23 protein-coding genes and 1 riboswitch are annotated in these 24,697 nt (G+C 73.1%); of the genes, 9 read left to right on the top strand and 14 right to left on the bottom strand.

Translation table 11 applies throughout. The features are described 5' to 3' along the window. Positions 1 to 58: 58 nt before the first annotated feature. Complete coding sequence (locus tag CP968_RS18660; protein WP_150519088.1) at positions 59 to 1,564, top strand: PTS transporter subunit EIIC; 1,506 nt, start codon at positions 59 to 61, stop codon at positions 1,562 to 1,564. A gap of 64 nt (positions 1,565 to 1,628) precedes the next feature. Here the strand turns inward: CP968_RS18660 and CP968_RS18655 are convergent, their stop codons facing one another. The 7 genes from CP968_RS18655 to thrC form a co-directional block, all read right to left on the bottom strand. Beyond that, a complete protein-coding gene (locus CP968_RS18655) occupies positions 1,629 to 2,948 on the bottom strand; it encodes a lipase family protein (RefSeq protein WP_150519087.1) in 1,320 nt (439 codons plus the stop codon). A 120-nt stretch (positions 2,949 to 3,068) separates the two neighbouring features. Then, complete coding sequence (locus tag CP968_RS18650) at positions 3,069 to 3,812, bottom strand: LamG domain-containing protein (RefSeq protein WP_229885935.1); 744 nt, start codon at positions 3,810 to 3,812, stop codon at positions 3,069 to 3,071. A 41-nt stretch (positions 3,813 to 3,853) separates the two neighbouring features. Then, positions 3,854 to 4,477 (bottom strand): phosphoribosylanthranilate isomerase, encoded by a 624-nt coding sequence (locus tag CP968_RS18645; protein ID WP_150519086.1) that lies wholly within the window; start codon positions 4,475 to 4,477, stop codon positions 3,854 to 3,856. Positions 4,478 to 4,611: 134 nt separating this feature from the next. Further along, positions 4,612 to 6,234, bottom strand: coding sequence for a chaperonin GroEL (groL, locus tag CP968_RS18640; protein WP_150519085.1), 1,623 nt, complete (start codon positions 6,232 to 6,234; stop codon positions 4,612 to 4,614). A gap of 345 nt (positions 6,235 to 6,579) precedes the next feature. Further along, positions 6,580 to 6,786 (bottom strand): cold-shock protein, encoded by a 207-nt coding sequence (locus CP968_RS18635; protein ID WP_030009783.1) that lies wholly within the window; start codon positions 6,784 to 6,786, stop codon positions 6,580 to 6,582. Between the two features lie 397 nt (positions 6,787 to 7,183). After that, complete coding sequence (locus CP968_RS18630; protein WP_150519084.1) at positions 7,184 to 7,459, bottom strand: MoaD/ThiS family protein; 276 nt, start codon at positions 7,457 to 7,459, stop codon at positions 7,184 to 7,186. A gap of 36 nt (positions 7,460 to 7,495) precedes the next feature. Next, the gene (gene thrC / locus CP968_RS18625) at positions 7,496 to 8,794 is read right to left on the bottom strand and encodes a threonine synthase (RefSeq protein ID WP_150519083.1); all 1,299 of its coding nucleotides are present in this window, start codon (positions 8,792 to 8,794) and stop codon (positions 7,496 to 7,498) included. Beyond that, a riboswitch (SAM riboswitch) is annotated at positions 8,788 to 8,944 on the bottom strand. (Overlaps the previous gene by 7 nt.) A 184-nt stretch (positions 8,945 to 9,128) precedes the next feature. Between thrC and CP968_RS18620 the strand changes: the two genes are divergently transcribed. Both CP968_RS18620 and CP968_RS18615 read left to right on the top strand, forming a co-directional pair. After that, the gene (locus CP968_RS18620) at positions 9,129 to 10,106 is read left to right on the top strand and encodes a glucosyl-3-phosphoglycerate synthase (protein WP_150519082.1); all 978 of its coding nucleotides are present in this window, start codon (positions 9,129 to 9,131) and stop codon (positions 10,104 to 10,106) included. A 46-nt stretch (positions 10,107 to 10,152) separates the two neighbouring features. Continuing rightward, entirely contained in the window at positions 10,153 to 11,604 is a 1,452-nt protein-coding gene (locus tag CP968_RS18615) for an alpha,alpha-trehalose-phosphate synthase (UDP-forming) (RefSeq protein ID WP_150519081.1), read from the top strand. Positions 11,605 to 11,641: 37 nt separating this feature from the next. Here CP968_RS18615 and otsB read toward each other — a convergent pair whose 3' ends face one another. The 3 genes from otsB to CP968_RS18600 form a co-directional block, all read right to left on the bottom strand. Next, on the bottom strand, positions 11,642 to 12,493 hold the full coding sequence (otsB, locus tag CP968_RS18610; RefSeq protein ID WP_150519080.1) for a trehalose-phosphatase: 852 nt from the start codon (positions 12,491 to 12,493) through the stop codon (positions 11,642 to 11,644). Positions 12,494 to 12,564: 71 nt separating this feature from the next. Next, positions 12,565 to 12,801 (bottom strand): DUF3263 domain-containing protein, encoded by a 237-nt coding sequence (locus CP968_RS18605; protein WP_150519079.1) that lies wholly within the window; start codon positions 12,799 to 12,801, stop codon positions 12,565 to 12,567. A gap of 66 nt (positions 12,802 to 12,867) precedes the next feature. Continuing rightward, on the bottom strand, positions 12,868 to 14,160 hold the full coding sequence (locus CP968_RS18600; RefSeq protein WP_150519078.1) for an ABC transporter substrate-binding protein: 1,293 nt from the start codon (positions 14,158 to 14,160) through the stop codon (positions 12,868 to 12,870). A gap of 212 nt (positions 14,161 to 14,372) precedes the next feature. On the opposite strand from CP968_RS18600, the gene CP968_RS18595 reads away from it, so the two are divergent. From CP968_RS18595 to CP968_RS18585, 3 genes are all read left to right on the top strand, one after another. After that, on the top strand, positions 14,373 to 15,305 hold the full coding sequence (locus tag CP968_RS18595; protein ID WP_150521980.1) for an ROK family protein: 933 nt from the start codon (positions 14,373 to 14,375) through the stop codon (positions 15,303 to 15,305). After that, entirely contained in the window at positions 15,305 to 16,456 is a 1,152-nt protein-coding gene (gene nagA / locus CP968_RS18590; RefSeq protein WP_150519077.1) for an N-acetylglucosamine-6-phosphate deacetylase, read from the top strand. Before CP968_RS18595 ends, nagA begins: the two co-directional genes overlap by 1 nt. Positions 16,457 to 16,628: 172 nt before the next feature. After that, the gene (locus tag CP968_RS18585) at positions 16,629 to 17,549 is read left to right on the top strand and encodes a 1-phosphofructokinase family hexose kinase (RefSeq protein ID WP_150519076.1); all 921 of its coding nucleotides are present in this window, start codon (positions 16,629 to 16,631) and stop codon (positions 17,547 to 17,549) included. Between the two features lie 14 nt (positions 17,550 to 17,563). Here the strand turns inward: CP968_RS18585 and CP968_RS18580 are convergent, their stop codons facing one another. Both CP968_RS18580 and cdgB read right to left on the bottom strand, forming a co-directional pair. Continuing rightward, a complete protein-coding gene (locus tag CP968_RS18580) occupies positions 17,564 to 18,592 on the bottom strand; it encodes a CBM35 domain-containing protein (RefSeq protein ID WP_150519075.1) in 1,029 nt (342 codons plus the stop codon). Between the two features lie 68 nt (positions 18,593 to 18,660). Beyond that, positions 18,661 to 20,397 carry a diguanylate cyclase CdgB gene (gene cdgB / locus CP968_RS18575; protein WP_150519074.1) on the bottom strand — a complete coding sequence of 579 codons (1,737 nt, stop codon included), beginning with the start codon at positions 20,395 to 20,397 and terminating at the stop codon, positions 18,661 to 18,663. 301 nt (positions 20,398 to 20,698) lie between these two features. Between cdgB and CP968_RS18570 the strand changes: the two genes are divergently transcribed. Then, a complete protein-coding gene (locus tag CP968_RS18570; protein ID WP_150519073.1) occupies positions 20,699 to 21,268 on the top strand; it encodes a flavin reductase family protein in 570 nt (189 codons plus the stop codon). A 94-nt stretch (positions 21,269 to 21,362) separates the two neighbouring features. Here CP968_RS18570 and arfB read toward each other — a convergent pair whose 3' ends face one another. Continuing rightward, positions 21,363 to 21,788, bottom strand: coding sequence for an alternative ribosome rescue aminoacyl-tRNA hydrolase ArfB (gene arfB, locus CP968_RS18565; RefSeq protein ID WP_150519072.1), 426 nt, complete (start codon positions 21,786 to 21,788; stop codon positions 21,363 to 21,365). Between the two features lie 141 nt (positions 21,789 to 21,929). On the opposite strand from arfB, the gene CP968_RS18560 reads away from it, so the two are divergent. Both CP968_RS18560 and CP968_RS18555 read left to right on the top strand, forming a co-directional pair. After that, complete coding sequence (locus tag CP968_RS18560) at positions 21,930 to 22,505, top strand: TerD family protein (RefSeq protein ID WP_150519071.1); 576 nt, start codon at positions 21,930 to 21,932, stop codon at positions 22,503 to 22,505. Between the two features lie 201 nt (positions 22,506 to 22,706). Continuing rightward, entirely contained in the window at positions 22,707 to 23,231 is a 525-nt protein-coding gene (locus tag CP968_RS18555) for a GNAT family N-acetyltransferase (RefSeq protein ID WP_150519070.1), read from the top strand. A gap of 12 nt (positions 23,232 to 23,243) precedes the next feature. Here CP968_RS18555 and CP968_RS18550 read toward each other — a convergent pair whose 3' ends face one another. Next, a complete protein-coding gene (locus tag CP968_RS18550; RefSeq protein ID WP_150519069.1) occupies positions 23,244 to 24,689 on the bottom strand; it encodes a M1 family metallopeptidase in 1,446 nt (481 codons plus the stop codon). Positions 24,690 to 24,697 lie beyond the last annotated feature (8 nt).

Below are 24,697 nucleotides of genomic sequence, written 5' to 3'. Positions count from 1 at the left end.
GCCCCCGCGCTCCCCCTCCCGCCCCTCGCCCCCTCCCCCGACGCAAGGCGACCCCAGCATGTCCACTGACAAGAACCGCGCCACAGCCGCCGCGATCCTTCCTCTGGTCGGCGGCCCGGACAACGTCCTCTCCATCGCGCACTGCATGACCCGCCTGCGCATCGCCCTGCGCGACCGCACGCTCGTCGACGACGAGGCCCTCAAGGCCCTGCCCGCCGTCCTGGGCGTGGTCGAGGACGACACGTACCAGATCGTGCTGGGACCGGGCACCGTCGCCCGCGTCACCCCCGAGTTCGAAGCGCTGGTCGAGGAGGGCCGCTCGGCCGCCCCGGCCCCCGGCACCGAACCCGGCCCCGCGCCGCACCCCGTCACCGCCGACGAACTCGCCGACCGCGGAGCGGCCCTGAAGGACGCCCGGAAGGCGCGCAACGCGACCCCCTTCAAGCTGTTCCTGCGCCGCATCGCCAACATCTTCGTCCCGCTGATCCCGGCCCTGATCGGCTGCGGCATCATCGCCGGCCTCAACGGCGTGCTGACCAACCTGGGCTGGCTGCCCGGCCTCTCCCCCGCCCTCGCCGCGATGGCCTCCGGCTTCATGTCCCTGATCGCGGTCTTCGTCGGCTACAACACGGCCAAGGAGTTCGGCGGTACGGCCGTCCTCGGCGGCGCCGTCGCCGCGATCATCGTCTTCCCCGGCGTCGCGAAGATCACCGCCTTCGGCATGGAGCTCAAGCCCGGCCAGGGCGGCGTCCTCGGCGCCCTCGCCGCGGCCCTGCTCGCCGTGTACGTCGAGAAGTGGTGCCGCCGGTGGGTCCCCGAGGCCCTCGACGTCCTGGTCACCCCCACCCTGACCGTCCTCGTCTCCGGCCTGGTCACCCTCTTCGGCCTGATGTTCCTGGCCGGCGAGGCCTCCACCGCCATCGGCACCTTCGCCAACTGGCTCCTCGCCACCGGCGGCGCCTTCGCCGGGCTGGTCCTGGGCGGCCTCTTCCTCCCGCTGGTGATGCTGGGCCTGCACCAGGCCCTGATCCCCATCCACACCACCCTCATCGAACAGTCCGGCTACACCGTCCTGCTGCCCATCCTCGCCATGGCCGGCGCGGGCCAGGTCGGCGCGGCCATCGCCGTCTACTACAAGCTCCCGCGCAACGGCTCGCTGCGCGCCACCATCAAGTCCGCGCTCCCGGCCGGCTTCCTGGGCGTCGGAGAACCGCTGATCTACGGGGTCTCCCTGCCGCTCGGCCGCCCCTTCGTCACCGCCTGTGTCGGCGGCGCGGCCGGCGGCGCGTTCGTCGGCCTGTTCAACCAGCTGGGCGTCGCCTTCGGCTCCACCGCCATCGGCCCCTCGGGCTGGGCCCTCTTCCCCCTGCTGAACGGCGAGTCGGGCATGGGCACCACCATCGCCATCTACGCGGGCGGCCTCGCGGTCGGCTACCTCGTGGGCTTCGCCGCCACCTACTTCTTCGGCTTCACCCGGCAGATGCTGGCCGAACTGAACACCGACCCCGACCCGACCACCCCGCCCACCGACCCCGAACCCGCCGCACAACCCGCCCTCGCCTGACCGCCCCCCCCCGGCCGCCGAGCACCCCCGAGGGAACCCGGCGGCCGGGGCCGTTCCGCCCCCGTCAGCAGTTCGACGTCGCCGGGCGGCCCGCGAAGCGGGCCTCGATCCAGGCCAGGTACTCCTTCGCGGCGACGAACGGGATCGTCTGGTGCGTCGCGCCCTGGTACGTCGTGTACCGCACCGGCTGGTCGAACTGGCAGGCCCGCCGGATGTAGTCGGCGGTCGAGTTCGGGTTGATGACGGTGTCCGCCGTCCCCTGCATCACCAGCACCGGCGCCACCGTCGTCACGTAGCCCGGGGTGTTCTCGTGGAACCGCCGGTGCCAGGCCCGCGGCACCTCCAGCGGCCCCTTGAACAGCGTGTCGAGCTGCCCGTTGTTCGCCACGTTGTTCTGGATGACGTCGGAGAAGTGCTCGATGCACGCCACCCCGTCGCCCGCCAGCGCGTCCAGCCCCGCCGGCTTCAGCACGTCCGTGGCCTTCAGCTCCGGGTAGGCCGCCAGGAAGCCCCGGTAGACGTTGGTCCGCAGCGCCGCCTGGTGCGCCGGGGAGGTGGCGTCGGTCGGGCCGGGCCGGACCAGGCCCTCGAACTGCGGCCCCAGGTCGGCCGCGGGCGCCAGGCCCGCCACGCCCACCAGGTGCGTCTCGGGGGTGTAGGCGGCCGCGTTCTGTGCGACGAAGAGCGCCGCACCGCCGCCCTGCGACCAGCCCAGCACGGCCGCCTTGTCGTTGGCGCGGGCCGCCTCGATGCGGCGCGCCGCCCGGACCGAGTCCAGCACGTTGTTCGACTCCGTCGCCCCGACCACGTACTGGTGCACGCCCGGCGTGCCCAGCCCCTGGTAGTCGGTGGCGACCACCACGTCGCCCGCCGCGAGGAAGTCCGTCAGCGAGGGCACCCCGACGTCGATGCCGTACGGGCTGTCGTACGTGAAGTAGTCCACCAGGTCGACCGCCGGCTTCGCCGCCGCGGACGGCGCGCACATGCGCGGCCCGCCGACCGTCCCGTGCGCCCAGGCCACCACGTTGCGGCCCTGGCGCGGCGCGTGCCGGTCGGGCCACGCCACGATCCCCGACACCGCGACGGGGCTGCCGTCGCCGAGCGTCGACAGGTAGAGGATGCGGCAGGCCCGGGCCCCGTCCGGCGCGTCGACCCGGCGGGCCCAGACCAGGTCCCCGTGCTCCCCGTCGGGCAGCGGCGACGGCGGGTTGTAGAAGCGCTCCCCGTGCGGCCCGACCGGCACGCCGGGCGCACACTCCGCGCGCTGCCCCGTACCGCCGTCGGACCCGTCGTGGTCCGCGGCCGAGGCCACGGAGCCCCCCAAGCCCAGGGCGAGCACCGCGGCCGTCCCCGCCGCGATGATCGCCGATACCCGTCGTCTCATCCGATGTCCCTCTCGCTCGACCTCACTCGACGCCGGAGCAGAGACTAGGGAGACCGGTGCTATTTGTCACATATGATGACGTTTCATCCTCATTGTGTCGCACCCGGGTCCACGGCCCCGTCAGGGCCGGAACACCCGCAGCTGCGCGACCTCGTACGACATCTCCCGCAGCTCCGGGCCCGGCGCGGGGTGGTAGCGGCCCGCGCAGACCGAGAGGTTGACGATGAGGTACGCGCGCCAGCCCCGGCCCACGCCCCGGCGGTCGGCGAAGACGCGGGCGCCGTTGACCCACCAGACGACCGAGCTCCTGCCGAACTCGACCCTCAGATCGACCCACGCGCCGGGCCGGACCGACGGGTTCCGGTGGTAGGTGTGCGCCTCCCGGACATGGTTGGACAGCTCCAGCAGGTCCGGGTTGTCGGGGTGGTACTCGAAGACGTCGATCTCCTGGCCGCCGTCCCGCCAGGTCCAGATCGCCGGCCACGCGCCCATCTCCACGGGCAGCCGCACCCGGGTCTCCAGCACGTCCCCGGTGCGGACCATGAACCCCTCGTCACTGCCCTCGGTGGTCAGCAGTCCGGCGTCCCAGTTCCCGTCCGGGCGCAGGGTCGCGCGGAAGGTGCCGCCGCGGCTGTAGTCGGGGTCGGCGGTGAGGTGGTCGAGCTTGTTGTCCCGCGGGTTGACCGGGCCGCCGCCGGGATAGGCCCAGGAGCGGCCGGCCACCCACTGGGAGTCCGAGGCGAAGTCGGCGGTGAAGACGGGGGCACGGCGCGGGGCGAGCCCGGTCAGGCCGCCACCCCCGACGCCGCCTGGAGCGAGGCGGCTGGTGAGGCGCCGCAGCCATCCGAACGGTTCCGAGTCCATGCCAGTGGCATGCCCGCCCCTCGCACAGCGTAATCGTACGACTACTGGACGGCATCACCCGCGCGAGCGGCCTCGACGAACGCGCGGATCAGCTCGGGCGACTTGACCCCGCGCTCCGACTCCACCCCGGAGGAGACGTCCACGCCCCAGGCCCGCGTGGCCAGCAGGGCCTCCCGCACGGTGCCCGGGGTCAGCCCGCCCGCCAGCAGCCACCGCCCCCGTGGCGCGGTGAACTCGGCCGAGCCCCAGTTCCAGGGCTTGCCGGAGCCCGGGTCGGGGGCGTCGATCAGCAGCAGGTCCTCGCCGTACTCACCGCACCGCCGCGCGTGGCGGGACGTGGCCCGCAGCAGCGTCCACCCCCCGGCCCGCAGCGCCGCGAAGTCCCCGGGGCCCTCCTCGCCGTGCAGCTGGACGCCCCGCACCCCGCTCTCCTCGGCGAACCGGCGGACCTCCTCGACCGGCTGCCCGCGGAACACGCCGACGGTCAGCACCTGCGGCGGCACCTCCCGCGCGAGGGCCCGCGCCGCGGCCGCGTCGACCGTGCGCGGGCTCCCCGGCGCGAACACGAAGCCGACGGCATCGGCCCCGGCCAGCACGGCCGCGGCGACGTCCCGGGGGGTCTTCAGCCCGCAGATCTTGACGAAGGGTGCGCTGGTTTCGCTCATGCCCCGAGTCAACCAAACCCCGCGCCCCGTCCGACAGCCCGGGCTCCCTGGGCCCCGCCGGAGAACGCCCGAGGGCGGCACCCCCCGCGGGGGGTGCCGCCCTCGTTCGAGAACAGCCGATCAGCCGGGGCCGATCAGAAGTCCATGTCACCGCCCGGCATGCCGCCGCCCGCGGGGGCACCGGCCTTCTCGGGCTTGTCGGCGATGACGGCCTCGGTGGTGAGGAAGAGGGCCGCGATCGACGCCGCGTTCTGCAGCGCGGAACGGGTGACCTTCGCCGGGTCGATGATGCCCTCGGCGATCATGTCGACGTACTCGCCGGTCGCGGCGTTCAGGCCGTGGCCGATCGGAAGGTTGCGCACCTTCTCGACGACGACGCCGCCCTCCAGGCCACCGTTGACGGCGATCTGCTTGAGCGGGGCCTCCAGGGCCAGGCGGACGGCGTTGGCGCCGGTCGCCTCGTCACCGGTGAGCTCCAGCTTCTCGAAGACCGCGGAGGCCTGCAGCAGGGCCACGCCGCCACCGGCGACGATGCCCTCCTCGACGGCCGCCTTCGCGTTGCGCACGGCGTCCTCGATGCGGTGCTTGCGCTCCTTGAGCTCGACCTCGGTCGCCGCGCCGGCCTTGATGACCGCCACGCCGCCCGCGAGCTTCGCCAGGCGCTCCTGGAGCTTCTCGCGGTCGTAGTCCGAGTCGGAGTTCTCGATCTCGGCGCGGATCTGGTTGACGCGGCCCTGGACCTGGTCGCTGTCACCGGCACCGTCGACGATGGTCGTCTCGTCCTTGGTGATGACGACCTTGCGGGCGCGGCCGAGCAGGTCGAGACCGGCGTTCTCCAGCTTGAGGCCGACCTCCTCGGAGATGACCGTGCCACCGGTGAGGATGGCGATGTCGCCGAGCATGGCCTTGCGGCGGTCGCCGAAGCCAGGGGCCTTGACGGCGACGGACTTGAAGGTGCCGCGGATCTTGTTGACGACCAGGGTCGACAGGGCCTCGCCCTCGACGTCCTCGGCGATGATCAGCAGCGGCTTGCCGGACTGCATGACCTTCTCCAGGAGCGGCAGCAGGTCCTTGACCGAGCCGATCTTGGAGTTGACGATCAGGATGTACGGGTCGTCGAGAGCCGACTCCATACGCTCCATGTCGGTGGCGAAGTACGCCGAGATGTAGCCCTTGTCGAAGCGCATGCCCTCGGTGAGCTCAAGCTCCAGGCCGAAGGTCTGCGACTCCTCGACCGTGATGACGCCTTCCTTGCCGACCTTGTCCATCGCCTCGGCGATGAGCTCGCCGATCTGGGTGTCGGCGGCGGAGATGGAGGCCGTCGAAGCGATCTGCTCCTTGGTCTCGACATCCTTCGCCTGCTCCAGCAGGGCGCCGGAGACGGCCTCGACGGCCTTCTCGATGCCGCGCTTGAGGGCCATCGGGTTCGCACCGGCGGCCACGTTGCGCAGGCCCTCGCGCACCAGCGCCTGGGCGAGCACGGTGGCGGTGGTCGTACCGTCGCCGGCGACGTCGTCCGTCTTCTTGGCGACTTCCTTGACCAGCTCGGCGCCGATCTTCTCGTACGGGTCCTCGAGCTCGATCTCCTTGGCGATGGAGACGCCGTCGTTGGTGATCGTGGGCGCGCCCCACTTCTTCTCAAGGACGACGTTGCGACCCTTGGGGCCAAGGGTGACCTTGACGGCGTCGGCGAGCTGGTTCATCCCACGCTCGAGACCGCGCCGGGCCTCCTCGTCGAACGCAATGATCTTGGCCATCTGAAGTGGTCCTCCCGGACAGGGGTGGATTGCTCCGGACCGCGCCCGCGCCCGCGACGGACGGCCTGCGTGCCCGGCGGTTCCTTCCCGCCGGACCCTGCGGGCCTCACCGACCCGGTCCTCGTTTTGGTAGCACTCTCACCGGGAGAGTGCTAACGCCAATGATTAGCACTCGACCCCTCCGAGTGCAAGCGGCTTCGGGCAACACCCGCCGAACGCCCGGGCGCCGCACGGCCCGATCGGCCACGACGCACGAGGGGCCCGCATCCCGTGTCCAGGATGTGGGCCCCTCGTGCGGTGGTGCCGGTGACGCCGCTGTCGCGTCGGAGATCGATCGCGCCAGGACTAGCCGAGGGCGAGCTTGACCATGTCCGCCTGCGGACCCTTCTGGCCCTGCGAGATCTCGAATTCGACCCGCTGACCCTCTTCAAGGGTGCGGTAACCGTCCATCTGGATGGCGCTGTAGTGGACGAACACATCCGCGCCACCGTCGACCGCGATGAAGCCGTAGCCCTTCTCCGCGTTGAACCACTTGACGGTGCCCTGAGCCATGCCTAACTCCCCTATTACTGGCCCTTGCGCAGGAACGCCCTTCGCGATCCCGGGTCAGAACTTGCGTCGGAACGCGTCGACCGAGGCTGAATGTATCCGCGCCGGTGCTGTCTGCAACAGGTCAATCCGACGAGAATTCTGGACACCCGGATACATTGAAAAAGAGTGAAAATTTGGCATCTTCTCGGGCAACCCGGGCCCGGCATATCTCGCCAAAGCCCCATACCGCACCCGCACATTGACCCGATGTCGACCCTCGCGCGACCCGTTCATATGCGGCGGGCAAGTCCAGCGGAGGGGACTTCCCCAACCTTACCGCGCCCAATCAAGCAGAATTGCCCCCTCCGCTTTTGGGCGGAGAGGGCAATCGCGTGCGTGCGCTGCGACCGTGCGGCGATCAGCCGCCCGCGACGGCCGGGATGATCGAGACGCCGGCGCCGTCGGGCGTCGCCGCCTGCAGCCCGCCCTCGAAGCGCACGTCGTCGTCGTTGACGTAGACGTTCACGAACCGGCGCAGCCTGCCCTCGTCGTCCAGGACGCGCGCGGCGATGCCGGGGTGGCTGTCCTCCAGCGACGCGATGACCTCGGCCAGGGTCGCGCCCTCGGCGGGGACCTCCGCCCGGCCGCCGGTGTAGGTGCGCAGGATGGTGGGGATGCGGACGTTGACGCTCACGGCGCTACCGCCTTTCCGGGTGTCGGTCGGGGAGGGTCAGGCCAGGCCGGCGGCGCGGAAGGCGTCCAGGCTGGGGCGGATGGTGGCGGTCTGCCCGCTGTCCGCGGCCACCGCCTCCAGGGTCTTGAGGCCGTCGCCGGTGTTCAGGACGACCGTGGTGAGCGTCGGGTCGAGCTGCCCGTTCTCGATCAGCTTCTTCGTCACGCCGACGGTCACGCCGCCCGCGGTCTCGGCGAAGATGCCCTCGGTCTGCGCCAGGAGCTTGATGGCCTCGACGACCTGCTCGTCGTCGACGTCCTCGACGAAGCCGCCGGTGCGCCGCGCGATGTCCAGGACGTACGGGCCGTCCGCCGGGTTGCCGATGGCCAGCGACTTGGCGATGGTGTTCGGCTTCTGCGGGCGGACCACCTCGTGCCCGGCCTTGAAGGCGGTCGACACCGGGGAGCAGCCCTCGGCCTGCGCGCCGAAGATCTTGTACGGCCGGTCCTCGACCAGGCCGAGCCTGATCAGCTCCTGCAGACCCTTGTCGATCTTCGTCAGCTGCGAGCCGGACGCGATCGGGATCACGATCTGGTCGGGCAGCTGCCAGCCGAGCTGCTCGCAGATCTCGTACGCCAGGGTCTTGGAGCCCTCGCCGTAGTACGGGCGCAGGTTGACGTTGACGAAGCCCCAGCCCTCGCCCAGCGGGTCGCCGATGAGCTCGGAGCAGAAGCGGTTGACGTCGTCGTAGTTGCCCTCGATGCCGACGAGGTCGCCGCCGTAGATCCCGGCCATGACGACCTTGCCCTGCTCCAGGTCGTGCGGGATGAACACGCAGGAGCGGAAGCCGGCCCGGGCGGCCGCGGCGCCGACGGCCCCGGCCAGGTTGCCGGTGGAGGAGCAGGACAGGGTGGTGAAGCCGAAGGCGCGGGCCGCCTCGACGGCGATGGCCACGACGCGGTCCTTGAAGGAGTGCGTCGGGTTGCCGGAGTCGTCCTTGACGTAGAGCTTGCCGGTGACGCCGAGCTCCTTGGCCAGGTTGGCCGCGTCGACCAGCTTGGTGAAGCCGGGGTTCAGGCTCGGCTTGGAGGCCACGTCGGCGGGGACGGGCAGCAGCGGCGCGTAGCGCCAGATGTTGTTCGGGCCGGCCTCGATCGCGGCGCGCAGCGCCTCGGGGTCGCCGGTGGGGAGGTCGTAGGCCACTTCCAGCGGTCCGAAGCACTCGACGCACGCGAAGACGGGTCCGAGCTCGAAGCGGGTACCGCACTCGCGACAGGAAAGGCCGGTGGCAGGTCCGAGATCGACAGAGGTGGGATCAGTCTGTGCAGCCATGATGGCGAGGCCCTTTCTCCTCATCTTCCCCATGGCGCACTTCGCCATGAGACGGAATTGGCACCTTCCCTAGTCGGGGACCTCGCGGAATGTGCGTGAAACGCATCGCGAGAACCGACTGGAGGGTTGCCGGGGCTTCAACGGGCCGTGTCCCTCTGCCCCTCTGGATGAGCGGTATGGCACCGGCCGCGCGCTCCATGGCACGTCCGGGCGTTTGTGCGCGGGGCCCCCGGCATGCGGTGGGCCTTCGCGTTGTTCAAGACTGTAACCGAAGGCCCGGGGGGTTGAGACAGCCGTCCGAAGCGCGAGATGGATCACATAACCGTCCAAACCACGGACGAAGCAGGGAGTGCCGAGAGTGCTGGAAGAGGTGGAGCGCTGGCTGGGCGACCGCTCCTGGGCCGCCGCCGACCGACCGCTCGACCAGCTGCTCGAACGGAAACGGGCGGCCGGGACCACGGTCAGCGTGGTGCTGCCCGCCCTCGACGAGGAGGCGACGGTCGGGGAGATCGTCGGGGTGATCCGGCGGGAGCTGATCGAGGAGCCGCCGCTGCCGCTGGTCGACGAGCTGCTCGTCGTCGACTCGGGTTCGAGTGATCGTACGGCGGAGGTGGCGGCGAAGGCCGGGGCGCGGGTCGTGCACCGCGACGAGATCCTGCCGCGCGTCCCGGCGCTGCCCGGCAAGGGCGAGGTGCTGTGGCGCTCGCTGCTCGCCACCAGCGGGGACGTGGTCTGCTTCGTCGACGCCGACCTGCGGGACTTCTCCTCCGCCTTCGTCTCCGGCATCGTCGGCCCGCTGCTGACCGACCCGGACGTGCAGTTCGTCAAGGCCATGTACGACCGCCCGCTGGGTCCGGAGTTCGACGGCCCGGACGCGGGCCGCCCGGCCGGCCAGGGCGGCCGGGTGACCGAGCTGGTGGCCCGGCCCCTGCTCAACCTGCACTGGCCGCAGCTGGCCGGTTTCGTGCAGCCGCTCGGCGGCGAGTACGCCGTGCGCCGCTCGCTGCTGGAGCGGCTGCCCTTCCCCGTCGGGTACGGCGTGGAGCTGGGCCTGCTCGTGGACGCGCTGCACACGGTCGGGCTGGACGCGCTGGCCCAGGTGGACGTGGGTGTACGGCGCCACCGCCACCAGGACGGCCAGGCACTGGGCCGGATGGCGGCGGCGATCTACCGGACGGCCCAGGTGCGGCTCTCGCGCGGGCACCTGGTGCGGCCGGAGCTCACCCAGTTCGAGCGCGGTCCGGACGGGTTCGTGCCGCGCACGTACCCGGTGGACACCGAGGAGCGGCCGCCGATGGCCGGGGTCGAGGAGTACGCCGTGCGCCGGGTGGCGTGAGCCGTCCACACGTTTGAGCGAGTGCGGGCGGGGCTAGGTTGGCGACATGGCTTCTCAGGTACTCGTCGCCGCCAACCGCGGCCCCCTCTCGTACGTGCTCGCCGACGACGGCGGCCTCACCGCCCGGCGCGGCGGCGGCGGTCTCGTCTCCGGCCTCTCCTCGGCGCTCGCGGAGCAGCCGGACGCGGTCTGGATCTGTGCGGCGCTGTCGGAGGCGGACCGGGAGGCGGTGCGCCGGGGCGTCTCGGAGCCGGGCGTCCGGATGCTGGACATCGATCCCGACGTGTACGACGACGCGTACAACGGCATCGCGAACTCGGTGCTCTGGTTCACCCACCACCACCTGTACGACGTCCCGCGCGAGCCGGTCTTCGACGCGCGGTTCCGGCGCCGGTGGGACTCGTACGTCGCCTACAACCTGGCCTTCGCCCGGGCCCTGGCCGAGGAGGCCGCCGAGGGCGCCCGCGTCCTCGTGCAGGACTACCACCTGGCGCTGGTGCCCGGACAGCTGCGCGAGCTGCGGCCGGACCTGCGGATCGGGCACTTCACGCACACGCCGTGGGCGGCCCCCGAGTTCCTGGACATGCTCCCGGACGACGTCCGCGGGCAGCTCGTGTGGGGGATGCTCGGGGCGGACCGGCTGGGCTTCCACACCTCGGCCTGGGCGGACAGCTTCCTGGCCGGCGCACGCCGGGACGACGGGCACGGCGTCGCCGAGCCGTGCTCCGCGGCGGGCGCGGACGGCGGGCGGTACGTGCGCAAGAGCCCGGCCGGCCCGGTGCGGCACACCCGGACCGACGTGGCGGTGTACCCGCTGGGCGTGGACGCGGACGAGCTGCGCGCGCTGGCGCACCGGCCGGAGGTCGACGACAGGCTGGCCGGGCTGCGGGCGGAGATCGGCGACCGCAGGGCGATCGTGCGGGTGGACCGCACGGAGCTGTCGAAGAACATCCTGCGCGGGCTGCTGGCCTACCGGGAGCTGCTCACCACCCGGCCGCAGTGGCGGGGCCGGGTGGTGCACCTGGCGTCCGCGTACCCCTCGCGGCAGGACCTGAAGGTCTACCGGGAGTACACGGCGGCGGTGGCCGAGCTGGCCGCGGAGATCAACGCGGAGTTCGGCACGGAGGACTGGGAGCCGGTGCTGGTGTCGGTGAAGGACGACTTCACGCGCTCGCTGGCGGCGTACCGGCTGGCGGACGTGGCGCTGGTGAACCCGGTGCGGGACGGGATGAACCTGGTGGCGAAGGAGATCCCGGTGGTCTCCGAGGCGGGCTGCGCGCTGGTGCTGTCCACCGGGGCGGGGGCGTACGAGGAGCTCGCGAAGGACGCGCTGACGGTGAACGCGTTCGACGTCACGCAGACGGCGCGGGCCCTGCACGAGGCCCTGTCGATGCCCGCGTCGGAGCGCGCGGAGCGCACGAAGCGGCTGGCGGCGGCCGCCACGGCCCTGCCCCCGGCCCGCTGGTTCCGCGCCCAGCTGGACGCCCTGCACCCCTGACGGGCCCCGTCCAGGCCCCGGTGGGGGCCGGGGGCGGTCAGGCCGGCCGGAGGGCCGCGGCCAGGGCGGCCAGGAGGGCGACGACCTCCGCGGGCCCGGCCAGGACGATGTCGGCACGCGCGGCGAGCTCCGGCACCTCGGCGGAGCCGCTGCACACCAGCAGCCCCGGCAGGCCGTCGGCCCGGCGCTTCTCCACGGCGGAGTAGGCCGCGAGGTCGCCGAGGTCGTCGCCCGCGTAGAGGACCGCCTCGGCGCCGGCCTCCTCCAGGAAGCCGGTCAGGGCGACGCCCTTGTCCATGCCCGGGGGCCGCAGCTCCAGGACCGCGCGGCCCGGTTCCACCATCAGCCCGTGCCGTGCGGCGAGCTCGGCCAGCGGTTCGCGCAGGGCCTCGAAGGCGGCCGCGGGGTCGGCGGCGCGTCGCGTGTGGACGGCGAGCGCCCGCCCCTTCTCCTCGATCCAGGTGCCGCGCCAGGCGCCGATCGACTCCAGGAACCCGGGCAGCTCGGCCCGCAGCGCGGCCACCCCGGGGTGCTCGGCGGGGGCGTGGACGCTTCCGGTGACGGCGTCCCAGCGCTCTGCGCCGTAGTGGCCGAGGACCACCAGGTGTTCGAGGCCCGGGACCCCGGCGAAGCCGCCGTAGCGGACGGCGACGCCCGCCGGGCGGCCGGTGACCACGGCGACCGAGGCGACCTCCGGGGCCAGTGCGGCGAGCGCGGGCACGGCTCCGGGGTGGGCCCTGGCCTGGTCGGGGTCCGGGACGATGTCGGCGAGGGTGCCGTCGAAGTCGAGGGCGACCACGGAGCGGCGGGGTGCGCGCAGCAGGGCGTCGAGCCCTTCGCGTCCCGCGGCGGTGACGGGTATCGGCAGGTCGTGCGGACGGGTCCCCATGGGAACGACCCTAACGGCCCCGCCGGGCGACGGCTACGGCGCGGTGCGGGTCCCGCGGGTGGCGGCGGACGTCAGCGGCGCGCGCGCTGGGCCTCGCGGATGCGCCGCAGGCGGTTGACCGTGCCCGGTGCGTGGGCCAGGGCGCGGGGGTCGTCCATGAGGGCGTTGAGCAGCTGGTAGTAGCGGACGGGGGTCATGCCCAGGCCCTCGCGCACCGCCCGCTCCTTGGCACCGGGCCCGGGCCAGGTGCGCGCCTCGTACGCGAGCACGGCGGCCTCGGTGGCCGTCAGCTGCCCCTCGTCCGTCATACGGCCAGGTTAACGCCGGCCGCCGACACGCGGCCGGCCGCCCGGGGGCCGGGCGGCCGCGCCCGGTCAGCGCGGTTCGGCGGCCCGGGCGCCCGTGGCGATCTCCTCCAGGACCTCGGCCGGCCGGCCGCCCGGCTGCACGCTCTTGCCGATCTTCTGCTTGACGTCCTCGCTCACGCCGGCCCAGGACTTCTTGCCCACCGGGTAGAGGCGCGAGTTCGGCAGCGCGAGCAGGAAGGTCTTGAGCTCCGGGGCGGAGCCGTTCGTGCCCGCCTCCATCGCCCGGTAGCCGCTGGTGGTGGCCGGCAGCAGGTCGTACTTGTTGGTGAAGGCGGTCACGTTCTTCGCGTCGAACAGGGTGTCGAGGAACGCGCCGGACTCCTTGCGGTGCCCGTTCTTGAAGGCCATCACCCAGTCGGCGACGCCCATGGCCGGGTGCTCGGTGCCGTCGGCGCTGGGCAGGGCGACCATGCCGAACTCGACGCCCTTCTCCTCGGCCTGCTTGACGAGCGTCGGGTGCCCGTTGAGCATGCCGACCTCGCCGCGGGTGAAGGCGTCGAAGGCGGCTTGGCGGTCCAGCTTGGAGGGCTCGACGGGCCCGGTCAGGCCCTGGCCGACGAGCTTGTCGCGCAGGAACTCCAGGGTCTTGATGTTGTCGGCCGAGTCGATGGCGTAGGCCTCTTCGTTGTCGGTGTAGCCGCCACCGCCCGCCAGCATCCACATCATCGTCTCGGCCTGGGCCTCCTCGCGGCCCAGCGGCACGGCGAAGGGGGTCTTCACGCCGGCGGTCCTGAGCTTCTTCGAGGCCGCCTCCAGCTCCGCCCAGTTCTTCGGCTGCCAGGGCGTCTTGCCGTCCTTGGGGATGACGCCGGCGTCGGCGAGCAGCTTCTCGTTGTAGAAGAGCAGCCGGGTGCTGGCGACGAAGGGCAGCCCGTACTGGATCCGCTTGACCTTGCCCGCGTCCGCGAGGGGCGCCAGGAAGTCGGCCTCGGTCTGGACGGAGAGCAGCTCGTCCGCGGTGTAGAGCTTGCCGGCGGCCGCGTAGTCGGCGTAGGCGCCGATCTGCGCGATGTCGGGCGCCTTGCCGGCCTTGACCATCTCGGCGACCTTGGCGTCGACCTCCGACCAGGAGTAGACGCTGACCTCGACCTTGACGCCGGGGTGGTCCTTCTCGAACGCGGCGGCCAGGTCCTTCCAGTAGCCGGTGGAGGAGTTCTGCGGATTGTCCCCGTAGTCGGCCGCCACGACCCGGAGGGTCACCTCGTTGTTCCCGGCGAGCGTCCCGCAGCCCGTGAGGGCGACGGCGGTCAGGCACAGTGCGGCGCCGGTGGCGGCCAGGCTCAGGTAACGGCGCTTCACAGTTCTCGGTCCACCCCTTGTTGTCCGTACGATCCACGTAAGGTCTACACCACTTTGGCGGCTGTTCCACACCCGGGACGCGGGTCCGTGTCCGGTCCGTGTCCGCTTCGTATCCGGACCAAGGGCCCGGATTTGTATGGCCACTCAACAATCCCGCCCAATGGACTAGACCTTTCCACGTCCAGCACGCGAGACTGTCACCTGTGAAACCCGTGAAACACGTCATCGCCCTCGATGTGGGCGGCACCGGGATGAAGGCCGCCCTGGTCGCCGCCGACGGCACCCTGCTCCACGAAGCGCGCCGCGCCACCGGCCGCGAGCGGGGTCCCGACGCCGTCGTCGAGACGATCCAGGACTTCGCCGCCGAGCTGCTGCGCACCGGCCGGGACCGCTTCGGACAGGCCGCCTCGGCCGCCGGCGTCGCCGTCCCCGGCATCGTCGACGCCGAGAACGGGATCGCCGTCTACGCGGCGAACCTGGGCTGGCGCGACGTCCCCATGCGCGAGCTGCTCGGCAGACGCCTCGGCGGCATCCCGGTGGCCCTCGGCCACGACGTCCGCACGGGCGGGCTCGCCGAAGGCCGCATCGGCGCCGGCCGCGGCGCCGACCGCTTCCTCTTCGTCCCCCTCGGCACCGGCATCGCCGGCGCCATCGGGATCGCCGGCCGCATCGAGGCCGGCGCCCACGGCTACGCGGGCGAGATCGGCCACATCGTCGTCCGCCCCGGCGGCCCGGCCTGCGGCTGCGGCCAGTACGGCTGCCTGGAGACCCTGGCCTCCGCCTCCGCCGTCTCCCGGGCGTGGGCCGCCGCCAGCGGCGACGCCGGGGCCGACGCCGCGCACTGCGCCAAGGCCGTCGAATCGGGCGACGCGCGCGCCCGCGAGGTGTGGCTGGCCGCCGTCGGCGCCCTCGCCGACGGACTGGTCACCGCCATCACCCTGCTGGACCCCCGGACCCTGATCATCGGTGGCGGGCTCGCCGAGGCCGGGGAAACCTTGTTCACACCGCTGCGGGCGGCCGTCGAGGAACGCGTGACGTTCCAGCGGCTCCCCCACATCGTTCCGGCCGCCCTCGGGGACACGGCCGGATGCCTGGGCGCAGGGCTGCTCGCCTGGGACCTACTCGCCACGGAGGTACCGGCCTGATGTCCGGACGCGCACACAGCACCGTTCTCTCCGGCGCCCGGGTGGTGCTGCCCACCGGAACCGTCGCCAACGGTCGGGTCATCGTCGACGGCGACCGCATCGCCGGCAGCGCCCGGGAGGGCGCCGAGGTCCTCGACCTGTCCGGGCACTGGCTCGTCCCCGGCTTCGTGGACATGCACAACCACGGCGGCGGCGGCGCCTCCTTCACCTCCGGCACCGCCGAGGAGGTGCTCCGCGGCGTCCGCACCCACCGCGAGCACGGCACCACCACCCTCGTCGCCTCCACCGTCACCGGGGAACTGGACGAGCTGGCCCGGCGCGCCGGGCTGCTCGCCGAGCTGACCCAGCAGGGCGAGATCGCCGGCATCCACTTCGAGGGGCCGTTCATCAACCCCTGCCGCAAGGGCGCGCACAAGGAGGACCTGCTCCGCGACCCCGACCCGGCCGAGGTCCGCAAGCTGGTCGACGCCGCGCACGGCGCCGCCCGCATGGTCACCCTCGCCACCGAGCTGCCGGGCGGCCTGGACTCCGTACGGCTGCTGGCCGAGCAGGGCGTCATCGCCGCGATCGGGCACACCGACTCCACGTACGAGCAGACCCGCCAGGCCATCGACGCGGGCGCGACCGTGGCCACCCACCTCTACAACGCCATGCCCGGCCTGGAGCACCGCGCCCCCGGCCCGATCGCCGCGCTGCTGGAGGACGAACGGGTCACCGTCGAGCTGATCAACGACGGCACCCACCTGCACCCCGCCGCCCTGGAGCTGGCCTTCCACCACGCGGGCGCGCACCGGGTGGCGCTGATCACCGACGCGATGGACGCGGCCGGCTTCGGCGACGGGACCTACCACCTCGGGCCGCTGGAGGTCGAGGTCAAGGACGGCGTGGCCCGGCTCGTCGAGGGCGGCTCGATCGCCGGCTCGACCCTCACCCTGGACACCGCGTTCAAGCGCTCGGTGACGGTGGACCGGCTGCCCGTGGAGTCCGTGGTCCAGGCGATCTCCGCCAACCCGGCCAAGCTGCTCGGCCTGTACGGCGAGACCGGCTCGCTGGAGGCCGGCAAGTACGCGGACCTGGTCGTGCTGGACGCCTCGTTCGACGTCAAGGGCGTCATGCGGCGCGGCGAATGGATCGTCACCCCGGCGCTCTGAGCGGGCCCCTGACGGGCCGTCGCCGACCGCCCGCGTCCCGTACCGGACGCCGGCGGTCAGCGGCGGTCCGTGAGGGCCATCAGGCTGCACGCGCCGGCCGGCCGGCCCCGCGGGACTGGGCCGGCCCGCTTCCGTTTGGCATGATCCCGGCAGCAACAGACCGGGGGTGCCCATGATCCTGACCGTGACGCTCAACACCGCGCTCGACGTGACGTACCGCGTGCCGCGCCTGCTCCCGCACGCCTCGCACCGGGTCGCGGACGTCGCCGAGCGCCCCGGCGGCAAGGGGCTCAACGTCGCCCGCGTGCTGGCCGCGCTCGGCCACGAGGTGACCGCGACCGGCTTCGCGGGCGGCCGCACCGGCGCCGCCGTCCGCGAACTGCTGCGCGCCGGCTCCCCGGGTGTGGTCGACGCCCTGGCGCCCTGCGCGGGCACCACCCGCCGCACCGTGGCCGTGGTGGACGCCGCCTCCGGCGACACCACGCAGTTCAACGAGCCGGGGCCGCCGATCACCGCGCCGGAGTGGTCGCGCTTCCTGGCCGGCTACGAGTCCCTGCTGGCCGGCGCCCGGGCCGTGGCCCTGTGCGGCTCCCTCCCGCCGGGCGTGCCGGTCGGGGCGTACGCCCTGCTCGTCCGCACGGCCCGCGCCGCCGGCGTCCCGGTGCTCCTGGACACCGGCGGGGAGCCGCTGCGCCGCGGGGTCGCCGCCCGCCCCGACGTGATCAAGCCGAACGCCGCCGAACTGGCCGAGCTCACCGGCTCCCGCGACCCGCTCCCGGCCACCCGCGACGCCCGCCGCCGCGGGGCCCGCGCCGTGGTCGCCTCGCTCGGCCCGGACGGGCTGCTGGCCGCCACCCCCGAGGGCACCTGGCGGGCGGCCCCGCCGCGCGCCCTGGCCGGGAACCCCACCGGGGCCGGCGACTCCGCGGTGGCCGGGCTGCTGTCCGGCCTGGCCGAGGGCCTGGACTGGCCCGCCCGGCTGGCCCGCGCGGTGGCCCTCTCGGCGGCCACCGTCGCCTCCCCGACGGCGGGAGACTTCGACCCCCGCACCTACGAGGAGGTACGGGGGTCGGTGAGGGTGTCGGCCGGCTGAGCCGGACCGCGGCCTCAGCCCTGTTCGAGCCAGAGCTGGTCGAGGTTGACCTCGCACTGATTGCCGGCCTCGCACGAGATCCTGATCGTGTTCGCGCCCTGCTTGAGCTGCACGATCGAGTACGTGTTGGTCCAGCCCTTCGCCCAGTCGCCCTCGGCGGCCTTGGAGAAGTTCTTCATGTTGATCGGCCGGGTCTGCTTCTCGTCGTTGACGGTCAGCGTGGTGCTCGCGTCCTTGCCCGGCACGCCGTAGGTCATCTTCAGCTTGTACGAGCCGGCCTTGGGCACGTCCAGCGACCACGTCGCGGCCGCGCCCTGCTTGTTCAGACCGCCCACGTACTGGCCGCCCGCGCTCTTGGCACCCGGCACCGTGGTCTCCAGGGCCGCGCCGCCCGTCAGCGACATGCCCGCACCGGCGAAGTCCGCCCTGGGCAGCTCGGGCTGCGGCTGCTGCGGGGCGTTGCTCGGGGGCGGGGTGGACGGGTTCTGCGGAGCGGTGGACGGGTTCTGGCCGCCGTCGGCCTTGTCCTCCTTCTCCTTGCCGCCGCCGCCGAAGGCCAGGGCCGCGCCGATGCCGATCGCGACCGCGGCGACCACCGCGACGGCCGCGATGAGCAGCCCCTTGCGGCTGCCGCCGCTGCCGCCGCTGCCGCCGTGCCCGCCCGCGTGCGAGACCGTCTGGGTCTGGTGCTGCGGCGGCTGCGACTGCGGCGGTACGCCGTAGCCCGCGGCCTGGATGGCCTCGGGGGCCTGGTACTGGGCCGGGTAGGGCGGCTGGCCGGGGCCCTGCTGCTGGGGAACCGGGCCGCGCTGGCCGCCGCGGCGGTCGCCGACCGTCCGCACCTGGTGGTGCGAGGTGCGCGGAACGCCCGGCTGTGCGCCCGCATGCCCGCCGGCCGCGGGGCCGGGGTAGCCGTACCCGCCGCCCTGACCGGGCGGGGTGGCTCCGGCGGCCTGGCCGTCCGCGTAGAGATAGCCGAACGGGTCGTCGTCCTCGGGCTTGTTCGCCCCACCGTGCGGGCCGTTGTTCGCGGGCGTCGTCATCGCAGGTCACTCCTTTCGACCCCCGGGAGCCTACCCCGAACAGGTGCACCCACGAGCGGCCTCCCGGCTCAGCCGGCCCGCCGGTGCGCCTTGGAACGCGACCGCTTCTCGATGTACATCCGCTGGTCGGCGGAGCGCAGCACCTCGTCCGCGGACATCCCGCAGCTCGCCCATCCGATGCCGAAACTGGCCCCCACACGCACCGCGCGGCCGTCCACCCGGATCGGCGGGATGATCGCGTTGCGCAGCCGGACCGCGAGGTCGGCGGCGTCCGCGGCGCCCAGCCCGTCGGCCAGGACGACGAATTCGTCACCACCCAGCCGGGCGACGGTGTCACCGTCCCTGACGCAGGTCGTCAGCCGCCGGGCCACCTCGATGAGGACCGCGTCGCCCGTGTGGTGCCCGAACCGGTCGTTGATCGACTTGAAGCCGTCGAGGTCGCAGAAGAGCACCGCGAGCCCCTTCGTCCCGTCGTCGACGTCGGCCGCGGGCGCCACCGTGTGCACGTGGTGGTCGTACGGCCCGTCCGGCCGGCCCGCGGGCACGCCCGCGTACTCGAAGGGCTCGGCGCCGGCGAACCGGTCGGAGCCGTCGGGCTGGAAGCCGTGCTCACCCGCACCGCCCGCGTCCACCCGCACCTCGTGTCCCGGCCCCGGATAGCCGCTGTGCGCCTCGCGCCCCTCGAAGGCGGCGTCCAGGGCCTCGATCGCGGTGGCCCGGACCGACTGCGGGCGCCGGCACAGCCGGGAGCCGAGCCGGGAGCGGAGCTCGGCGCTGTTGGGCAGGCCGGTCAGCGAGTCGTGGCTGGCCCGGTGGGCGAGCTGGAGCTCGTGGCGCTTGCGCTCCTCGATGTCCTCGACGTGGGTGAGCAGGAACCGCGGCCCGTCGGCGGCGTCCGCGACGACCGAGTTGCGCAGCGAGACCCACACGTACGTCCCGTCGCGCCGCCCCAGGCGCAGCTCGGCGCGGCCGCCCTCGGCGGAGGTGCGCAGCAGGGTGCCGATGTCCTCGGGGTGGACCAGGTCGGAGAAGGAGTAGCGGCGCAGCACGGAGGCGGGCCGGCCGAGCAGCCGGCACAGGGCGTCGTTGGTGCGCAGCAGCCGCCCGTGCTGGTCCCCGCCCATCTCGGCGATGGCCATGCCGCTGGGCGCGTATTCGAAGGCCTGGCGGAACGACTCCTCGCTGGCGCGCAGCGCCTGCTGCTCGCGCTCCAGCCGGACCAGGGCCCGCTGCATGTTGGCGCGCAGCCGTGCGTTGCTGATCGCAATCGCCGCCTGGAAGGCGTACATCTGGAGCGCCTCGCGCCCCCACGCCCCGGGGCGGCGCCCGTTGCGCGGTCTGTCCACCGAAATGACACCCAGGAGTTCCCCGCCGGACGCGTACATCGGGGCGTAGAGCCGGTCCTCGGGGTGCCACTCGTCCCGGAAGCGCGGTTCGGGGCCCTCGGTGTGCCACTGGGGGACGTCGTCCTCCATGAGGACCCAGCCCTCGGTGTGCGGGATGAAGCGCAGCCCGTCCCAGTCCTCGCCCATCGTCAGGCGGCGGTCCCAGGAGGGCCGGGAGCCGACCCGGCCGGTGATGAGGGCCTCGGCGGCGGGGTCGCCGGCGAAGGCGGCGACGACCAGATCCCCGTCAGGGCGTACGAGGTTGACACAGGCGAGTTCGTAACCGAGGCCCACGACGATGCCGTCCACGACGGTCTGCAGAGTGTCCGCCAGGCTCCTGGCCGTGTTGAGATCGGCCACCACCCGGTGCAGCTGCCGCAGGGTCGCAAGACGGACGTACGGCTCCGACTCGGTCTCCATTGCTCGCTCTCCCCGAGACCTCGACAGCAACTCCATGTTTGTCATCGGCGTTTCGTTGCGGTGTCCCGTCCACTGAATCACAGTGAGCTGTGCGGCCGGTACACAGGGTCAACAAATCTTGCCGTCTGTGACTCAAGTCACATGAGATGAATATCGGTGCGCGATCGGCCCGACCGGGACTGAGAGCGCTCCCCCGCATTCCCGGGAGCAAACGATACGCCGGGGCCTAGGGCGAGGGGCGGGGACGCGACTCGGGCCACGGCCCGATGTGCTCCGGACGGCGCGGGATTAGCGTTCCCACGTGTCCCAGAAGACCCCCGCACCCACCGCACCCGACCCGACCCCGCATGCTGAGGGAGTGAGCAACGACGAGTTCCGGGCCGCCATGGCCCGGCTGGCGGCGGGCGTGTGCCTGATCACCGCGCACGAGACCCCGCTGACGGCCGACGGCCCGCGCGGCGAGGACGTCGGCATGACGGCCACCGCCTTCCTGTCCGTCTCCCTCGATCCGCCCCTGGTCCTCGTCAGCCTGCGCGAGGGTTCCCGGATGGACGACCTGCTGGCCGAGCAGCCGCTGTGGGCCGTCTCCGTCCTCGCCGACCACCAGGTCCAGATCGCCGGCCGCTTCGCCATGAAGAACCGCATCAGCGACCGGCTGCTCTTCGCCGACCTCCCGTACGTGCGCGGCGAGGCCTCCGGGGCCCCGCTGCTCACCGGCGCGCTGGCCACCCTCGAATGCCGTACGGAGAACCGCGTCGCGGCCGGCGACCACACCCTGGTCGTGGGCCGCGTCCTGACCGCGGGCCTGCCCTCCCCCGACTCCCCGCCCCTGACCTACTTCCGCGGCAAGTACCGGCACCTGGGCCGGTAGCGGCGCACCGGCGGACGGCGGGGTCACCGCTCCGCGCGGATCACCGGCTCGGCGCGCGGATCACCGGTCGGCGCGGATCACCGGCCGGCGCGGGTCACCAGTCGCGGCCGGTGCGGCCGCGCTTGGTCTCGGCCCTGGCCTTCTTCTCGCGCAGCCGGCGCTCGTTGATCCCCCGCGGGATCTTCGTCGCCCTGCGCTGCTTCGGCGGCGGCGCCGTCGCCTCGGCCAGCAGCGACGCCAGCCGGACCAGCGCCATCTCGCGGTTGCGCAGCTGCGAGCGGTGCTCCGAGGCCCGGACCGTCACCACCCCGTCGACCAGCCGCGCAGCGAGCCGCTCCAGCGCCCGCTCCTTCCACACCTCGGGCAGCGCCTTCGTCGCGCCCAGGTCGAAGAGCAGCTCCGCGCGGGAGTCGGAGGTGTTCACGTGCTGCCCGCCCGGCCCCGAGGACCGCGAGAAGCGCCAGGCGAGCTCCGCCTCGGGGAGCACGACCGAACCGCGGATGACATAGGGACCAGGCATGCCCCCATGATCCGTGCCCGCGCCCGCGCCGTCACCCTCATTTCACTCCCGGGAACCCGGCAGGCCCCTCCTCGCGTTAGAGGGGGCAGCGGTACTTTGACCGCCTGTACGTGCATGTTGGATGAGGAAAGGGACATTCCCATGGCTGTCAGCCTGTCCAAGGGCGGCAACGTCTCGCTCTCGAAGGAGGCCCCCGGCCTCGCTGCCGTCACGGTCGGCCTCGGCTGGGACACCCGCACCACCACCGGTGTCGACTTCGACCTCGACGCTTCCGCCATCGCCGTCAACGCGACCGGCAAGGTCGTCTCCGACGGCCACTTCGTCTTCTTCAACAACAAGTCCACCCCGGACCAGACCATCGTCCACACCGGTGACAACCGCACCGGCGAGGGCGCGGGCGACGACGAGGCCATCAACGTCAACCTCGCCGGCCTCCCGGCCGACGTCGACAAGATCGTCTTCCCGGTCTCCATCTACGACGCCGAGTCCCGCAGCCAGAACTTCGGCCAGGTCCGCAACGCGTACATCCGCGTCGTGAACCAGGCCGGCGGCTCCGAGATCGCGCGCTACGACCTCTCCGAGGACGCGGCGACCGAGACCGCCATGGTCTTCGGCGAGCTCTACCGCAACGGCACCGAGTGGAAGTTCCGCGCGGTCGGCCAGGGCTACGCCTCGGGCCTCACCGGCATCGCCCAGGACTTCGGCGTCAACGTCTGATCCGGACGTCCGCGCCGGACCCGGCCCCGTCGCCCCCTCCGGTGGCGTCGGCGTCGGCGTCCGCATCCGGCGCCCCGCGCCGGTCCCGCCCCGGCGGGACCGGCGCGTGCACGGCGCCGGTGTCCGCCGCGCGGCGGACACCGGCGCCGTCGAAGCCCCCTCCCGGCCGTCCGGGGAGGGGGCTTCACTAACGTTCGGCGGGTGATCCTCGAACCGTTCGTCCCCCATGACGGCGCCCTGCCCGGTCCGGTCCTCACCGAGATCGCCGCGCTCCACGCCTCGAACCAGGCCTTCTTCGAACTCAGCGGCGACTTCCCCGACCCCGCCCGCATCACCGTCGAACAGGTCGCGGCCTCCCTCGCCGACGAACTCTCCCGGGACGGCTCCGAGGTCTTCCTCGCCCGTTCCGCCGGCCGGCTCGTCGGCCTCGCCGCCACCCTCGCCCACCACCCCGACCCGGGCTCCGACGACCCGGACCCGTGGATCGGGCTGCTGCTCGTCGACGCCTCGCAGCACCGGCGCGGCCACGGTCGCGCCGTAGCCGCCCTGATCGAGGAGCACTTCCGCGCCGCCGGCCGGACCGGGCTGCGGCTGGCCGTGCTGGACGACAACCCGCGGGCCCTCGCCTTCTGGCGCGCCCAGGGCTACACCGAGCTGCGCCGGGCCGCGAACCTCGACCGGGGCCGCGCCTGCACGGTCCTGCGCAAACCGCTCACCGCCCCGTAGCGCAGGGTCCCCCTACGCGCCCGGCCGGTCCTCCCCGTACAGCCAGACGTCCCACACCTTCTTCAGGTCGCGGCCCGTCCGCTCCTGCGCGTACGCGGTGAAGTCGGCCGTGGCCGCGTTGCCGTGCCGGTGGTCGTCGGCCCAGCCGCGCAGCAGGTCGAAGAAGGCCGCGTCCCCGACCTCCTGCCGTACGCGGTGCAGCACCATCGCACCGCGGTAGTACACCGGGTTCCCCGAGATGTCCTGCGGCCCGGGCGGATCGGCCGGCGGGAAGGCGTCCCAGTCGGAGTCCGCCTGCTCGTCGACAGCGGTGTCACCGTCCAGGAAGGCCCGGAACTCCTCCTGCGCCGTCGGCCCGCCGTGCTCCTCGGTCCACAGCCACTCCGCGTAGGTGGCGAAGCCCTCGTTGAGCCACATGTCCTTCCAGGACTTCGGCGACACCGAGTCGCCGAACCACTGGTGGGCGAGCTCGTGCACGAGCAGTTCCTCGCTGCCCGGCGCCCCGGGGAAGACGGGCCTGGTCTGCGTCTCCAGCGCGTACTCCAGGGTCCCGGACGGCAGCACGATCGCCCCCGCCGACCCGAAGGGGTACGGGCCGAAGCGGCCGGCGGCCCAGTCCACCATCTCCGGCAGCCGCGCCAAGGCCCGCTCGCCCTGCTCCGCCGCGGCCGGCTCCACCGCGCTGTAGAGGGGGACCCCGCCGGGCGTGCGCCCCGTCGTCACCTTGTACTTGCCGACGACGGCGGTCGCCAGATAGCTCGCCATCGGCTCCGGGCTGTGCCAGGCGAAGGCGGTACGGCCGCCGCCGGCCGGGGTGCGGGAGCGCAGCTCGCCGTTGGACACGGCCTCGTAGCCGTCCGGGACGGTCAGCGTGATGTCGTACGCGGCCTTGTCGCTCGGGTGGTGGTTGCCGGGGAACCAGCTCATGGAGCCGACCGGCTCGCCGACGCCGACCGCGCCGTCCTTCGTGGTGATCCAGCCCTCCGTGGACCCGTCGGGGTCGGTGAGCGGCTTCGGACGGCCGCTGTACACGACCTCCGTGCGGAACACCTCGCCCTTCTTCAGGTCCTCGGCCGGGCGCACCGTCAGCTCGTTGCCGCTGCGGTTGTACCGGGCGCCCGCGTACGCGCCGGCGCCCCCGTCTCCGCCCGCGCCCCGCACCCGCACGCTGTCGACGCGCAGCCCGCTCAGGTCGAGGTTGAACGAGCTGAGCCCCTGCTCGGCCCGGGCGGTGATCACGGCCTTGCCGCGCAGCCGGCCGCCGGCCGGGTCGTAGTCCAGGTCCAGGGCGTAGTGCTCGACCTCGTAACCGCCGTTGCCCGCCTTCGGGAAGTACGGGTCGCGCAGCCCGGACGCACCGGGCCGCCCCTGCACGGTGCTGCCCGTACACGCCGTGGTGAGGGCGAGCAGGGCGGCAGCGGCGGGGGCGGCGAGGCGGGTGAGGGCGCGTGGATCCACGCGCCCGA

This window comes from Streptomyces subrutilus, from assembly GCF_008704535.1.
GTDB lineage: Bacteria > Actinomycetota > Actinomycetes > Streptomycetales > Streptomycetaceae > Streptomyces > Streptomyces subrutilus.
The sequence above is the reverse complement of the archived record's forward strand: the minus strand, read 5'-3'. Positions and strand labels throughout refer to the sequence as shown.

Excerpts from the sequence above, each read along its gene's own strand:
- CP968_RS18660 (WP_150519088.1), top strand. The coding sequence starts at position 59 with ATGTCCACTGACAAGAACCGCGCCACAGCCGCCGCGATCCTTCCTCTG.
- CP968_RS18655 (WP_150519087.1), bottom strand. The coding sequence starts at position 2,948 with ATGAGACGACGGGTATCGGCGATCATCGCGGCGGGGACGGCCGCGGTG.
- CP968_RS18650 (WP_229885935.1), bottom strand. The coding sequence starts at position 3,812 with ATGGACTCGGAACCGTTCGGATGGCTGCGGCGCCTCACCAGCCGCCTC.
- CP968_RS18645 (WP_150519086.1), bottom strand. The coding sequence starts at position 4,477 with ATGAGCGAAACCAGCGCACCCTTCGTCAAGATCTGCGGGCTGAAGACC.
- groL (WP_150519085.1), bottom strand. The coding sequence starts at position 6,234 with ATGGCCAAGATCATTGCGTTCGACGAGGAGGCCCGGCGCGGTCTCGAG.
- CP968_RS18635 (WP_030009783.1), bottom strand. The coding sequence starts at position 6,786 with ATGGCTCAGGGCACCGTCAAGTGGTTCAACGCGGAGAAGGGCTACGGC.
- thrC (WP_150519083.1), bottom strand. The coding sequence starts at position 8,794 with ATGAGGAGAAAGGGCCTCGCCATCATGGCTGCACAGACTGATCCCACC.
- CP968_RS18615 (WP_150519081.1), top strand. The coding sequence starts at position 10,153 with ATGGCTTCTCAGGTACTCGTCGCCGCCAACCGCGGCCCCCTCTCGTAC.
- otsB (WP_150519080.1), bottom strand. The coding sequence starts at position 12,493 with ATGGGGACCCGTCCGCACGACCTGCCGATACCCGTCACCGCCGCGGGA.
- CP968_RS18605 (WP_150519079.1), bottom strand. The coding sequence starts at position 12,801 with ATGACGGACGAGGGGCAGCTGACGGCCACCGAGGCCGCCGTGCTCGCG.
- nagA (WP_150519077.1), top strand. The coding sequence starts at position 15,305 with ATGTCCGGACGCGCACACAGCACCGTTCTCTCCGGCGCCCGGGTGGTG.
- CP968_RS18585 (WP_150519076.1), top strand. The coding sequence starts at position 16,629 with ATGATCCTGACCGTGACGCTCAACACCGCGCTCGACGTGACGTACCGC.
- CP968_RS18580 (WP_150519075.1), bottom strand. The coding sequence starts at position 18,592 with ATGACGACGCCCGCGAACAACGGCCCGCACGGTGGGGCGAACAAGCCC.
- cdgB (WP_150519074.1), bottom strand. The coding sequence starts at position 20,397 with ATGGAGACCGAGTCGGAGCCGTACGTCCGTCTTGCGACCCTGCGGCAG.
- arfB (WP_150519072.1), bottom strand. The coding sequence starts at position 21,788 with ATGCCTGGTCCCTATGTCATCCGCGGTTCGGTCGTGCTCCCCGAGGCG.
- CP968_RS18560 (WP_150519071.1), top strand. The coding sequence starts at position 21,930 with ATGGCTGTCAGCCTGTCCAAGGGCGGCAACGTCTCGCTCTCGAAGGAG.